Genomic DNA, 12,677 nt, shown 5'->3' with positions numbered 1-12,677 from the left:
GGCGTCTCGCGATTGACAATAAGCAATAACAAACGACAAGATCAAAAATGGTGGCTAGATCAACCGTGGGCGAACGCGAGACGAAACGCTGGTAAGTATCCCGCGGGGCGGTGTTGGTATAAGATGCGGCTGGAGCGGATCTGAATGAGTGAATATTAATGATCTGTACTGGATGGTCCCGTCGACGAAGGGCACGGGCATGAGCAGCTTATCCACCTCGGCACCAAGTAGTCCGCCCGCGCGCACACCGCCCGTTGCGGCGGGCTCCTTCTTGTTGGGATCAGCGGCCGAGTTACGCGGCGACATGCTCGGAGCCTTTCTGCGAGCTTTCGAGAGGTACGGGGACGCTGTTTGCTTCCGTGTCGGGCCACCCGGGCTACGCGAGATATACCTGGTATTTCATCCCGACGCCGCCCAGCGCGTGCTCGCCAGCTCCTCGGCCAACTATCGCAAGGACAACGTTTTTTACCGGGAGGTCCGCGGCGCGTTCGGCAACGGCATCCTGACCAGCCAGGATGCCGACTGGCACCGTCAGCGGCGATTTCTTCAACCGCTGTTCACCACCCGGCGGGTGGCCGAGTACGCAGCCGCCATGGGCGGACAGGTCGAGAGCCTGGTGAACGGATGGCGCCGGCGCGGCGCGGGCACCATCGATCTGGATGACGAGATAACCGGGCTGACGTTGCGGGTGGTGTGTCGCGTCCTGTTCGGCGATGATCTTGATCAGGCGCTACCGGTGGTCCGCCGTGAGTTCGGGAGGCTGGCGGAGGCGGTACTACGTCGCGGACTGGCGCCGATCCGCATGCCGCTGCGCTGGCCCACGCCGGTCAACCGGCAACTCGCGCAGGCGCGGAGCGAGCTCTATTCGGTTTGCGATCAGATAATCGCGCAGCGGCGGGCCAGCGGTGCCAGGTACGGCGACCTGCTCGGGCTGCTGCTCGACGCCCGTGACAGCGATGACGCCCTGACTGACGCTGAAGTGCGTGACCAGGTGCTCATCTTCCTGCTTGCCGGGCACGAGACGACCTCGACCGCGCTGACCTATGCCCTGCACCTGCTCGGCCGGCATCCCGCGGTCCAAGAGCGCGTCCGTGACGAGGCCGACGCGATCGCCGGCATCCCCACCGTGGCGGACGTTCCAGCGCTGCCCTACAGCACGATGGTGCTCAAGGAAACCATGCGGTTGTACCCGTCGGCACCGATCATCAGTCGTTGTTCGCTCACGGATGAGGACGTGTGCGGCTACCGCATCCCGGCTGGGAGCGACCTGCTCGTCGTCCCCTGGGTCACCCATCGGCATCCGCTGTTCTGGGACAGGCCGGAGCGTTTCGAGCCAGAACGGTTCACGCCGGAGCGGGAGAAGGCGCGCCACCGCTATGCCTGGTTCCCCTTCGGGGGCGGGCCACGCGGCTGCATAGGTCAGCACTTTTCGATGCTCGAATCGACGATCGCGCTGGCCGGGCTGGTCCAGAACTTCACGTTCACCGCACCCGTCGACGACCCCCCCTACACCAACCACATCACGCTGCGCCCGACGTCCGGTGTGCCGAGTCTGGTCACGCCACGCTGATGCCGAAACCCGCGGGCTTCTCCCGAGCCGAGGAGCTGGAAAGGCCCGCGGGCGGGACTGGCGCTCTGACCTGGTGGTCGCAGCCGGCCGACCCTGGGCGAACCTCCGGCGACAACTACTTAGGGCGACCGGCAATAGGGGACGCGGCGTCGCGGGGCCAGGGCACGCACCTCGCCCTTAGCGCGCCCGGCTGGCGAGGATGCGCTCGGCGTGGCGCAGGACCGGGGCGTCGACCATGCGGCCTTCGAACCTGAACACGCCGGGGGAGCGGGCCGCGGCGTCGAGCACCCGGCTGGCCCAGTCGATCTCCTCCGGTGCGGGCAGGAAAGCCTGTCGTATGGCGGCGACCTGGCTGGGATGGATGCAGGCCTTCAGGGTGAACCCGCTCGCCGCCCCGTCCCGCGCCTCGCGGGCGAGCCCCTCGAGATCGGTGATGTTGAGGTAGACCGCGTCGACGGCGACGCGCAGGTAGGCGCCGGCGGCGAGCAGGATACTGGCGCGGGCGTGGCGGGCGACGTCGTGGTAGCGGCCGTCGGCGTCCCGGCTGGAACGTCCGCCGAGCGCGGCCACCAGGTCTTCGGCTCCCCACATGATGCCGACGGTGTTGCTGACGGCGGCGATGGCGGGTGCGGCGAGCACGCCGCGTGGAGTTTCGCACAGCGCGACGACCTGCCGCGGGGCGAGCGCGGCCACCTGCTCGGCGGTCTCGGTCTTGGCCAGCATCACGGCCTGGTAGGGGGTGCCCGCCAGCGCCGCGATGTCCTCGGCGTGGTCGTCGGTGCCGGCCGGGTTGACCCGCACGATCGTCCGCGCCGGGTCGAGCGGGGTCTCGCGCAGCGCCTGGCGCGCCCGCGGTCTGTCCTCAGGTGCCACGGCGTCCTCCAGATCGAGGATGACGCCGTCGGCCGCCGCGGCGGCCCGCGCATACCGGTCGGGACGGTCGGCGGGACAGAACAGCAGCGCCGGTCCGGGCAGGCGCGCGGTCATCGGGCCACGTCCGGGTCCAGCTCCGGGGCCGGGCCTGTCGGCGGATCGGACGAATCGGCGGCGGTGGATCCGCCGCCCGCGTTCGGGCCCGTTGTGTTCGGGCCCGCTGTGTCCGAGCGCAGCATCAGCGCGCCGCGCACGGCGACCGCGACCACCTCGCCATGCTGGTTGCGCGCGGTGTGCTCAAGGGTGACCACGCCCTGTCCCGGCCGGCTGCGTGACAGGCGCTTGTCCAGGACCACTGTTTCGGCGTAGAGCGTGTCGCCGTGGAAGACCGGCGCTGGGAAGCGGACCTCGGCGAAACCGAGATTGGCGACGGTTGTGCCCTGAGTGAGTTGGTTGACTGACAGACCGACGAGGGTCGACAGCGTGAACAGGCTGTTGACCAGGCGGCGGCCGAAGGGCTGGGTGGCGCTCCATGCCTCGTCGAGGTGCAGCGCCTGCGCGTTCATCGTCAACGTCGTGAACAGCGTGTTGTCGGCTTCACTCACCGTCCGCCCAGGCCGGTGCGCGTACACCACGCCGACCTCCAACTCGTCGAACCACAGGCCGCGCTGTTCCACGCGACGGCGTTGGTCACTTTCGTCACGCATCGTCTCATCTCCGTCGGTTGGCCGTGCTCAGCGGCCGGGCATTGGTTGACGGGCACGCTTGACGGGTCTACCGACGCCGTGCGTCTGGTCTCGATCTAAGAGCGTGTGTGAGATCGGGCTTTCGATCAGTGAGCCGCGTCCAGGCGCACCCTGGCAAGGCGGAAGGCCGAAGCGATACCGGATGAGTTGTATCGGTGTGGCCGACAACGCGGCCAGGGGGCACCTGGGCGCGGTGAGCCGGAATGACGATCTCAAACACGCTCTAAAGGCCGAGGTGGTGGGCTATGATCATTTTCTGTACCTCGCTGGTGCCTTCGCCGATTTCAAGGATTTTGCTGTCCCGCCAGTGCCGCGCGACCGGGTATTCGTTCATGAAGCCATAGCCGCCGTGGATCTGGGTGGCCTCCCGGGCGTTGGTCACCGCCGCTTCGCTGCTGACCAGTTTCGCGATCGCGGCCTCCTTCTTGAACGGCAGTCCCGCGGCCATGCGGGCGGCCGCGTCGTAGTAGGCGGTGCGGGCGACGTGGACCCGCGCCTCCATATCGGCAATCTTGAAGGAGATCGCCTGGTTGGCGGCGATCGGCCGGCCGAACGCATGGCGGGTCCTGGCGTAGGCCACCGATTCGTCGACGCAGGCCTGGGCCAAGCCCACAGCCAGCGCCGAGATGGCGATGCGGCCCTCGTCGAGGATGGCCAGGAAGTTCGCGTAGCCGCGCCCCCGCTCGCCGAGCAGGTTCGCCTCGGGTACCCGCACGTCGACAAAGGCCAGCGGGTGGGTGTCGCTGGCGTGCCAGCCCACTTTGGAGTACGCCGGCTCCGCCGTGAAGCCGGGGGCGGGGACCGGCACCACAATGCTGCTGATCTCCTTCGTCCTGTCCGCGTCCCGGTCATCGCCGCTGGTGCCGGTGACGGCGGTGACGGCGGTGACGGTGACCAGGCGGGTGATGGTGGTGCCGGAGTTTGTGATGAACGCCTTGGAGCCGTTGATCACCCACATGCCGCTGTCCAGGTGGGCGGTGGTACGGGTGCCGCCGGCATCGCTGCCGGCCGCCGGCTCGGTCAGGCCGAACGCGCCGAGGGCCGCGCCGGAACACAGCATCGGCAGCCATTCGCGTTTCTGCTTCTCGGTGCCGAACCGGTAGATCGGCATCGCCCCGAGCGAGCAGCCGGCCTCCAGCGTGATCGCGACTGAGGAGTCAACCCGGGCCAGCTCCTCGATGGCCAGGCACAGGGTGAAGAAGTCACCGCCCATCCCGCCGTAGGACTCGGGGAAGGGGAGCCCGAACAGGCCCATCGCTGCCATACCAGCGACGACCTCGTACGGGAAGGTTCTATCCTCGTCGTGCCTGGCCGCCACCGGGGCGACGACCTCGCGGGCGAACTCGGCGACGGTGCGGCGCAGGGACTCCTGCTCGTCGGTGAGGCGGGTGTCAGGCATCGGGCGGCTCCCCGCTTGCGGGTGTGCTGGCCGGCTCGGCCGCGTCCACGACGGCGAGCAACTGGTCAATCCTGACCTGCTCGCCGGGACTGACGAGCAGATCCTTGACCTGGCCAGTCACAGGCGCGGCCAGGCTGTGCTCCATTTTCATCGCCTCGACGATGATAAGCGGCTGGCTGGCGGTGACCTGTTCGCCGGTACGGACGTGGACCGCGATGACGGTGCCGGGCATCGGGCTGCGGACCTCGGCGACGCCGGCTGAGGCGGCGCCGGTGCGGGCCGCGGGGCCGGCCTCGGTGAGGGCCCACGCGGCTCCGCCGGCCCCGAGCCAGCGGACCTGCCCATCGCGGGCGTACCACCAGCGCCGGCTGTGCCCGTCCACGGTGACCAGCAGTTCACAGCCGTCGCCGAGGGTGCGTACCGTGGCGGGGTGGGGCTCGCCGTCGTCGGCGCCTGCCCCAACCGCGCCTGCCCCAACCGCGCCTGCCCCAACCGCGCCCGCCCCAAGCGGCCGGGACAACGGGCGGAGCGTCCCGGTCGCGGAGGGCTCACGGCGGATGCTGACAGTAGCGGCCAGCTCGGCAGCCAGCCGGTGGGATGGCCGTCTGCCGGGCGGTCCAGGCGGTGGAGCGGTCCCGGCGGCCCCGGGCGTGGCGACGGGGGTCACGGCGACCTCGGCGCTGCCGCCCGCGGGCAGCGCCACCCGCCAGATCAGAGGAGCCGGTGGGCCGCCGGCCCGCCAGCCGCTGGGGGTGTCCCACAGGTCGATCACCGGCCCGGCCGGCTGTGCCTCGACCAGCCGCGCCAGACCGTAGGCCACGAGCGCGCCGGCTGGGACGCTGCCGTCGACGAGCCCGGCCAGCTCCCGTTCGACCAGGCCGGTGTCGAGGCGACCGGCGACCACGCCGGGGTGGGCAAGCAGCGCCCGCAGAAACGCCACGTTGGTCCCGACTCCGAGGACGGCGGTGCGGGCGAGCGCCGCGTCCAGCCGGGCGAGCGCCGTCGTCCGGTCCGGCCCCCAGGCGATCACTTTGGCGAGCATGGGGTCGTAGTCTGTTCCCACCCATGCGCCTTCGGCCAGGCCGGAGTCGACGCGGATGCTGTCACCTGCCGGTTCGTGCAGCGCCACGACGGTGCCGCCAGTGGGTAGGAAGCCCTGGGCCGGGTCCTCGGCGTAGACGCGCCCCTCGATCGCGTGCCCGGTCAGGCGTACGCCGTCCTGGATGATCGTCAGCGGCCGGCCGGCGGCGATCCGGAGCTGTTCGGCGACCAGGTCGATCCCGGTGACCATCTCGGTGACCGGGTGCTCGACCTGTAGCCGGGTGTTCATCTCCATGAAGTAGAAGCGTCCCGGGTCGTCGGCCCCGACGATGAACTCCACGGTGCCCGCGCCGGTGTAGCCCACAGCGCGGGCGACATCGACCGCGGCCGCGCCGATGCGGTCCCGGGCCGCCGCGTCGAGCAGCGGCGACGGCGCCTCCTCGATGATTTTTTGATGGCGGCGCTGCAGGCTGCACTCGCGTTCGCCGAGGTGGATGACGTGGCCGTGGGCGTCGCCGAGGATCTGCACCTCGATGTGCCGGGGCCGGGCGACGAACCGCTCGAGGAACACGGTGCCGTCGCCGAAGGACGCGGTCGCCTCGCGGCGGGCGGCGGCAAGCTCACCGCGCAGCGCGGCCGGGCCGGTGACCAGCCGCATCCCCTTGCCGCCCCCACCGGCGGACGGTTTCACCAGCACGGGGTAGCCGACCTCGTCCGCGGCGGCGAGGAGGTCGTCGTCGCTCATCCCCGGCTCGGCGCGGCCGGGCACCACCGGGACGCCCGCGGCGGCCACCGTCCGCTTGGCGCGGATCTTGTCGCCCATCACCTCGACGGCGTGCGCGGACGGTCCGATGAAGACCAGCCCCGCGTCGGCGCAGGCGCGCACGAAGGCGACGTTCTCGGCCAGGAAGCCGTACCCGGGATGGACCGCCTGCGCCCCGGTCAGCCGGGCCGCGTCGACCAGGTGCCGCACCGACAGGTAGGACTGCCGCGCCGGAGCCGGGCCGATCCGCACCGCCTCATCGGCCTCGCGGACGTGCCGGGCGTCGGTGTCGGCGTCGCTGTAGACGGCGACGGAGCGGATGCCGAGCGCCCGCAGGGTGCGGATGACCCTGACCGCGATCTCCCCCCGGTTGGCGACCAGTACGGCGTCAAAAAGCGGGCCCGTATCGGTCATATCCGGAAGATGCCGTAGCGGACGGGTCCCAGCGGCGCGTTTGCCGCCACCGACAGGGCCAGCCCCAGCATGGTGCGGGTGTCCAGCGGGTCGATCACACCGTCATCCCACAGCCGGGCCGTCGAGTAGTAGGGGCTGCCCTGACGCTCGTACTGTTCGCGGATCGGCGCCTTGAACCCATCCTCAGCCTCCACGCTCCAGTCGTTCCCGCGAGCCGCCAGCTGTTCGCGCCGGACGGTCGCGAGAACGGCGGCGGCCTGGTCGCCGCCCATCACCGAGATCCGCGCGTTCGGCCACATCCACAGGAAGCGGGGTGAGTAGGCGCGACCGCACATCGAGTAGTTACCGGCGCCGAACGAGCCACCGATCACGATGGTGAACTTCGGGACCCGTGCGCAGGCGACGGCGGTGACCATCGTGGCGCCGTGCTTGGCGATCCCGCCCGCCTCGAACTCCCGCCCGACCATGAACCCGGTGACGTTCTGCAGGAACACCAGCGGGATCTGGCGCTGGTCGCACAGCTCGACGAAGTGCGCCCCCTTCACCGCGGACTCGCTGAACAGCACCCCGTTGTTCGCGATGATGCCGACCGGGTGGCCGTGCAGCCGGGCGGTGCCGGTAACCAGCGTCGGTCCGTAGTCACGCTTGAACTCGGTGAACCGACTGCCGTCGACGATCCGGGCGATCACCTCGCGCACGTCGTAGGGGATCCGGCTGTCGGTGGGCACCAGCGCGTACAGCTCGGCTGGGTCGGCTGCCGGCTCCTCGGTCGGGACGACCTCCCACGGGCGGGGCGCGCGGGGGGCGAGGCTGGCCACGATCGCGCGGACCCGACGCAGCGCGTCGGCGTCGTCGTCGGCGAGATGGTCGGTGACCCCGGAGACCTTGCTGTGTAGCAGCCCGCCGCCGAGGTTCTCCGCCGACACGACCTCGCCGGTCGCGGCCTTCACCAGCGGCGGCCCACCCAGGAAGATCGTTCCTTGGTTTCGGACGATCACAGCCTCGTCGCTCATGGCCGGGACGTAGGCCCCACCGGCCGTGCACGAGCCCAGCACCGCGGCGATCTGCGGGATACCCGCCGCCGACATCGTCGCCTGGTTGTAGAAGATCCGCCCGAAGTGCTCCCGGTCGGGGAACACCTCGTCCTGCAACGGGAGGAACGCCCCACCGGAGTCGACGAGGTAGAGGCAGGGCAGCTGGTTGTGCAGGGCTACCTCCTGCGCGCGCAGATGCTTCTTCACGGTCATGGGGTAGTAGGTGCCGCCCTTGACGGTGGCGTCGTTGGCCACCAGCATGCACTCCCGGCCAGCCACCCGCCCGACACCGGTGATGATCCCCGCGCCTGGCGCCTCGTCGGTGTACATGTCCCAGGCGGCCAGCGGCGAGAGCTCCAGGAACGGGCTGCCACGGTCGAGCAGGGTGTCGATCCGCTCGCGAGGCAGCAGCTTGCCCCGGCTCACGTGGCGGGCACGGGCCTCCCGCGACCCGCCCTGGGCGGCTGTGGCCAAGGCGGAGCGCAGGTGGGCGACCAGCGCGCGGTGCGCCGCCGCGTTGCCGGCCCCGTCCGTACCGGAGGGTGCGCCCGAGGTGTGCCCGGACGCGGCTGACCGGAGAGTGCTCATCTGATCGCCCTCATCGCCTGCCTGCTTCCTCGGAGGTGCGGATGCGGTTCCAGGTATTCCGCCCATCGTCTATTCCGCCTATCGTCCACGCCCAGAAGCTGTCCGGTGCGTGCCCGGCCTCCTTACGAGAGCAGGAACGCGCAGGCCGCGGCGATGTCCTCCGGCTGGCCGGCGCGTTCGACGTCGTCTTCGCCGGTACGCACTGCGTGCCACACGGAATTCCCAGACGGCCCAGCCTTCGACCCCGAGACGCCCGTGGGCTTCAACGATCCCACCCTTGGACTGCTGTCCGCCCACGTCGCGCAGACCGGCACTGTGCGACGTGGGCGGGCCGGCCGGGCGGGTACGGATGTTTGCCATGCTCGCGCCCGGCCGCACCTGTGGATTGAGGGCGCTTCAGGGGGCCGCTGGAGAGTTACTGGATGGGTGCGTCCGGCGGCGGCAGGTGGAAGGACGTGTCGGGTTCGACGGCCCGCACCCCTGCCACAGCCTCCAGCGACCGCCAGTCGGCATCCGGCACGGAACCGGATATTATTCCGATGGCCTCGTGAATCTGATCGACGTGCATCCCCCTGGCCCGGAGCGCGGCGGCGATTTCTGCCAAACTGCCCCGATATGTGTCATCAACAGTGATATGAACATTGTTCGCCATGGGGGTCACCTCTTTGGCCAACGGCGAAAAAACCGTTGCGGAACCTACTGCGGAGCCTGCGTCAGTCCGGCGCCGACGTCGAGCGACGACGCGCGAAGCCGGAAACTCGCCCTGGTCAGATTACCCCACAGTTCGAGTGCGCCCTGCCCGGTTTTCTCGTACCAGAGCGCGGCGATGCCGGCAACGTGTGGGGTGGCCATGCTTGTCCCGGAAATGACGTTGTACTTCCTGGGCGTCACCCAGGACGAGTAGACATCGACTCCGGGGCCGGCAAGGTCGATCTGTCCGCCGCTGGCCAGCAGCGGGGGTCCGGAGGGCTCCCCGCCGTCGTTCTCCGTCGGAATCCTGTTGCTGTCCGTCTCGCTCCGTCTCGCTCCGTCTCGCTCCGTCTCGCTCTGCTCTGGCCAGAGGGCTGAGTCGATGCGGTCGGCCTTGAGCTCGATCTTCATGGACGGCAGGGCGGGATATGCGGAAACAGGTAGTGTAGGTACGTACCTACCGAGGAGGTGATCGTGATGACCATGGTCTCATCGCGGGAGTTCAACCGCGACGTGAGCGCGGTCAAGCGGGCCGCTACCAGCGGACCGGTGATCATCACGGATCACGGTCGGCCATCGCACGTCCTGCTGTCGTTCGAGGACTATCAGCGGCTCACGGGCACCGCGGGCATCCTGGGAGACGCGTTCGTCCTGGATGAGGAGATTGACTTCGAGCCGGTGCGTCCGCGGGACTCGCCGCGCGAGGTTGACCTGTGAGCTTCCTGCTCGACACCAACATCATCTCCGAGCTCCGCAAGCCCGCGAAACGGCGGGATGACCGATTCAACACCTGGGCCCAGACCCTGTCGCCATCGGCGACCTTCCTCTCTGTCATCACTCTGCTGGAGCTTCGGGCTGGCATTGAGAACAAGCGGCGGCACGACGCCCGGCAGGCGACCGTCCTGGACTCGTGGCTCGATCAGAACGTGCTCCCGGCATATGTTGGCCGGCTGCTCGACGTCGACCAGGCCGTCGCCGACTCGGCGGCGCGGCTCCACGTGCCCAACCGGCGCCCAGCTCACGACGCACTCATCGCAGCCACGGCCGGGGTCCACGGGCTCACGCTCGTCACCCGCAACGAGTCCGACTTCGCCCCCATGGGCGTCCCACTCGTCAACCCCTGGACCTACCACCGGTAGGTAGGGATGTCGGGGCGGACGGCACAGAACCGGTGAGAACCTCGCGATGCTTCGTCGCTGGCCCCTCTCCCTCGACCCCAGCAGACAGCGGCGTCCGCAAACGTACGGCAGGAGGCCTGGATATCGGCTCATCGAAAATGAGGCCGTCCCGCCGCGAGCGGCCGCTGGAAGCGAGCCTACGGTATGGATTTGTCACGTTAGGGCGCGCGGCGCTCCGGAGCGTGCTCACTGTGGCATTCCTGGGTGCTGGAGGTTCTCGCCTTTTTGGCCGGATCGTGCCTTTTCAACTCTGGTAGTTGAGCAGGTAGATGCCTGCGGCCCCCGCTAGGGCGATGGTCTGTTTGCGGGGGTGCCAAGCACAGCCAAACAATGGCGCCGCTACGCGGAGCGCGGCTGTACATGTGCCGCCGGCGACATCCCAGACCCGTATTGAATGATCATGCTCGCCGACGGATGAAAGCAGGGATCCGTCTGACGAGAAGGCCAGGCCGTTCACCGTGCCGGTGTGACCAGCTAGGCTGGCTAACAGTCCGCTGGTGGCGACATCCCAGATTCTGATCTTCATATCGCTGCTTGCGGAGGCGAGTAGCGTTCCGTCAGGAGAGAATGCCACGCCGTGTACCCAGCCGGCGTGACCGGTCAGGATGGCACGGGCGGCCCCGCTGGTGACCTCCCAGAGTCGCACAGTCTCGTCGCCCCCAGCGGAGGCGAGACGGAGCCCGTCCGGCGAGAATGCCACGGCAGTCACGCCGATATGCCTGCTTGGTGTGGCATGTATGGTGCCGCTCTTCACTTCCCAGATTTGCACCATGCCATCGTTCCCGGCAGAGGCAAGCAGAGCGCCGTCTGGAGAGAAAGCGAGGTTTGTCAGCATACCGGTGTGGCCAGTGAAGGTGCTTTGCAGATCACCGGTGAGGGCATCCCAGATTCGGACCGGTTCATCGTTGCTGACCGAGGCGAGTAGGGCTCCATCAGGGGCGAACGCGATCCCGCTGACCCCGCCCGGGAAAATCTGATGCGGAGTCACTGGATGCGTCCGGAGCGGGGGCCGGCGGACGATAATCGATGATAGCTGGATCGAACATGTGTTTCGCCAGCCTGACGGTTCCGGACACTCAGGCCCGTCTGGCGACCGTGATCGGGGCAGCCCGCACGGCTCGGCCGAGCCGGCGTCGACGTAGCACCCCATCACCTCTACCTGGTCGCCGACGTTCATGGTCTTGCCGGCGGTCCGCCTCGGCCAGGCGGCCCGCGAGGCTGGGCTGTAGTTCTACGACAGTCTCCGCAGGATCGAAGCGGTCGTGTCACTTCGCGGGCGCTATCGTTGCCCCTCGCCGTCATACACATGCGCGGCTGCCCGTCGACGTCGATGAGCACTGCGGATCAGCTCGGCCGGAGCGTGTCTGCCAAGAGCTGCGCTCGCCGGTCGGCGAACCGTCGGCGCATCTCAGCGACCGAGCCGGGATCGGCTTTGTACTCGGCGAACGCGGTATCGGTGATCTGCGTCAGCGCGCCGAGCGCGTCCGCGAAGACCAGCGGGTCGAAGCCCGGGTCGGTCGCGGCGGCGAGGTCGAGCAATTCCCGCCGCGTGTAGCGACCGCTCATGATTGCTGCGTCGACGTCAAGGAAGTCGCGTTGCATGGCCCGTCCGAACAGGGCGCACATCTTGTTCGCGATGGCGTCGTCCGCGTGCGGGACGGGCCCGATGTCCAGCAGGACCGGATCGTGCGCCCGCCAGTCCGCCGAGGGTCCCACCTTCTCGACCGCGCCGTCAGCACGATCCGTCACCATCAGCCGCACGAAGGTCTCGGCCCGCATCGCGACGGTGGTCGTATACCCCGCCTCGTCGAGCGCGGCGATGACCGCGGACGCGAGCTGTGGGAACTCGTCGCGGTGGTGCCAGCTGGTGAACAGATCGACGTCGCCGCTCGGGCGGGCGCCGATTCCGTGGGCCTGGACCGCGTAGCCACCCGCGAGCGCGAGCCCGTACCGCGCCCCGGCGGCCAGGGCAATCTTCGCGATCTTCTCATGCCGTGGTTCCACGGTCTACGCGGCGGTAGCCCGACTGATGTCAGCGAGAACCGGGAACCTCTGCTCCCAGGCTGCCCTGAGCGGTACCGGCAACCACAACAGCGCCCACAACCGCCGCAGCATCGCGCCGTCCAGGTAGGCGTAGAGGTCCCGCGGGCTGGCTGCCTCGATCAGGACAGCACGGTAGAGGTCGACGATCCTGCCGGGAGCGCCGAGATCGTATTCCGCGCTGCCCGACCAGCCCAGATGCGCGGGTAGGCGGACGATGCCGGACGACGCCCACGCAGCAGGTCCAGGTCTCCCGCGACCGTGTACGGCCGCTCGAAGCGGGGCGTCGCCGTGCGAGGCGTGTCGGCCATGCGTCCCAGTTTATCGCCGCAGACGATCGC

At 69.1% G+C, this 12,677-nt stretch carries 13 protein-coding genes and 1 pseudogene; 3 read left to right on the top strand and 11 right to left on the bottom strand.

The window, feature by feature from the left end:
* Nucleotides 1-199 precede the first annotated feature (199 nt).
* Entirely contained in the window at nt 200-1,570 is a 1,371-nt protein-coding gene (locus tag MJ777_RS14025; RefSeq protein WP_239346522.1) for a cytochrome P450, read from the top strand.
* 177 nt (nt 1,571-1,747) lie between these two features.
* Here MJ777_RS14025 and MJ777_RS14020 read toward each other — a convergent pair whose 3' ends face one another.
* From MJ777_RS14020 to MJ777_RS13990, 7 genes are all read right to left on the bottom strand, one after another.
* Nucleotides 1,748-2,557, bottom strand: a complete 810-nt coding sequence (locus MJ777_RS14020; RefSeq protein WP_239308592.1) for a CoA ester lyase — start codon at nt 2,555-2,557, stop codon at nt 1,748-1,750.
* Nucleotides 2,554-3,150, bottom strand: coding sequence for a MaoC family dehydratase (locus MJ777_RS14015; RefSeq protein WP_239376657.1), 597 nt, complete (start codon nt 3,148-3,150; stop codon nt 2,554-2,556). The genes MJ777_RS14020 and MJ777_RS14015 overlap by 4 nt, the downstream gene beginning before the upstream one ends.
* Nucleotides 3,151-3,412: 262 nt before the next feature.
* On the bottom strand, nt 3,413-4,588 hold the full coding sequence (locus MJ777_RS14010) for an acyl-CoA dehydrogenase family protein (protein ID WP_239376655.1): 1,176 nt from the start codon (nt 4,586-4,588) through the stop codon (nt 3,413-3,415).
* On the bottom strand, nt 4,581-6,806 hold the full coding sequence (locus MJ777_RS14005; RefSeq protein ID WP_239376653.1) for a biotin carboxylase N-terminal domain-containing protein: 2,226 nt from the start codon (nt 6,804-6,806) through the stop codon (nt 4,581-4,583). Before MJ777_RS14005 ends, MJ777_RS14010 begins: the two co-directional genes overlap by 8 nt.
* The gene (locus MJ777_RS14000) at nt 6,803-8,428 is read right to left on the bottom strand and encodes a carboxyl transferase domain-containing protein (RefSeq protein WP_239376651.1); all 1,626 of its coding nucleotides are present in this window, start codon (nt 8,426-8,428) and stop codon (nt 6,803-6,805) included. The genes MJ777_RS14005 and MJ777_RS14000 overlap by 4 nt, the downstream gene beginning before the upstream one ends.
* 415 nt (nt 8,429-8,843) lie before the next feature.
* Nucleotides 8,844-9,080 carry a hypothetical protein gene (locus MJ777_RS13995; RefSeq protein WP_239308586.1) on the bottom strand — a complete coding sequence of 79 codons (237 nt, stop codon included), beginning with the start codon at nt 9,078-9,080 and terminating at the stop codon, nt 8,844-8,846.
* Between the two features lie 44 nt (nt 9,081-9,124).
* On the bottom strand, nt 9,125-9,529 hold the full coding sequence (locus MJ777_RS13990) for a S8 family serine peptidase (protein ID WP_255724070.1): 405 nt from the start codon (nt 9,527-9,529) through the stop codon (nt 9,125-9,127).
* A gap of 66 nt (nt 9,530-9,595) precedes the next feature.
* Between MJ777_RS13990 and MJ777_RS13985 the strand changes: the two genes are divergently transcribed.
* Together MJ777_RS13985 and MJ777_RS13980 are read left to right on the top strand one after the other, a co-directional pair.
* Nucleotides 9,596-9,835 (top strand): type II toxin-antitoxin system Phd/YefM family antitoxin, encoded by a 240-nt coding sequence (locus MJ777_RS13985; RefSeq protein ID WP_239308613.1) that lies wholly within the window; start codon nt 9,596-9,598, stop codon nt 9,833-9,835.
* Nucleotides 9,832-10,257: a type II toxin-antitoxin system VapC family toxin gene (locus tag MJ777_RS13980; RefSeq protein ID WP_239346515.1), complete on the top strand. Its 426-nt coding sequence runs from the start codon at nt 9,832-9,834 to the stop codon at nt 10,255-10,257. The genes MJ777_RS13985 and MJ777_RS13980 overlap by 4 nt, the downstream gene beginning before the upstream one ends.
* A 283-nt stretch (nt 10,258-10,540) precedes the next feature.
* Here MJ777_RS13980 and MJ777_RS13975 read toward each other — a convergent pair whose 3' ends face one another.
* From MJ777_RS13975 to MJ777_RS13965, 4 genes and pseudogenes are all read right to left on the bottom strand, one after another.
* Nucleotides 10,541-11,005: a hypothetical protein gene (locus MJ777_RS13975; RefSeq protein WP_239346514.1), complete on the bottom strand. Its 465-nt coding sequence runs from the start codon at nt 11,003-11,005 to the stop codon at nt 10,541-10,543.
* 60 nt (nt 11,006-11,065) lie between these two features.
* A pseudogene (locus MJ777_RS23140) lies at nt 11,066-11,446 on the bottom strand (WD40 repeat domain-containing protein); the annotation flags it as partial.
* A gap of 194 nt (nt 11,447-11,640) precedes the next feature.
* Nucleotides 11,641-12,300 (bottom strand): nucleotidyl transferase AbiEii/AbiGii toxin family protein, encoded by a 660-nt coding sequence (locus MJ777_RS13970; protein WP_239376649.1) that lies wholly within the window; start codon nt 12,298-12,300, stop codon nt 11,641-11,643.
* 158 nt (nt 12,301-12,458) lie between these two features.
* On the bottom strand, nt 12,459-12,677 hold a 219-nt coding region (locus MJ777_RS13965), incomplete at its 5' end, for a hypothetical protein (RefSeq protein WP_239376647.1).

This window comes from Protofrankia sp. Cj5 (assembly GCF_917627405.1).
Lineage (GTDB): Bacteria > Actinomycetota > Actinomycetes > Frankiales > Frankiaceae > Protofrankia.
This window is presented reverse-complemented; position numbering and strand designations above follow the sequence as displayed.

Coding starts and splice junctions, on each gene's coding strand:
- MJ777_RS13985 (WP_239308613.1), top strand. CDS start 9,596: ATGACCATGGTCTCATCGCGGGAGTTCAACCGCGACGTGAGCGCGGTC.
- MJ777_RS14020 (WP_239308592.1), bottom strand. CDS start 2,557: ATGACCGCGCGCCTGCCCGGACCGGCGCTGCTGTTCTGTCCCGCCGAC.
- MJ777_RS14015 (WP_239376657.1), bottom strand. CDS start 3,150: ATGCGTGACGAAAGTGACCAACGCCGTCGCGTGGAACAGCGCGGCCTG.
- MJ777_RS13995 (WP_239308586.1), bottom strand. CDS start 9,080: ATGGCGAACAATGTTCATATCACTGTTGATGACACATATCGGGGCAGT.
- MJ777_RS14025 (WP_239346522.1), top strand. CDS start 200: ATGAGCAGCTTATCCACCTCGGCACCAAGTAGTCCGCCCGCGCGCACA.
- MJ777_RS13990 (WP_255724070.1), bottom strand. CDS start 9,529: ATGAAGATCGAGCTCAAGGCCGACCGCATCGACTCAGCCCTCTGGCCA.
- MJ777_RS14000 (WP_239376651.1), bottom strand. CDS start 8,428: ATGAGCACTCTCCGGTCAGCCGCGTCCGGGCACACCTCGGGCGCACCC.
- MJ777_RS14005 (WP_239376653.1), bottom strand. CDS start 6,806: ATGACCGATACGGGCCCGCTTTTTGACGCCGTACTGGTCGCCAACCGG.
- MJ777_RS14010 (WP_239376655.1), bottom strand. CDS start 4,588: ATGCCTGACACCCGCCTCACCGACGAGCAGGAGTCCCTGCGCCGCACC.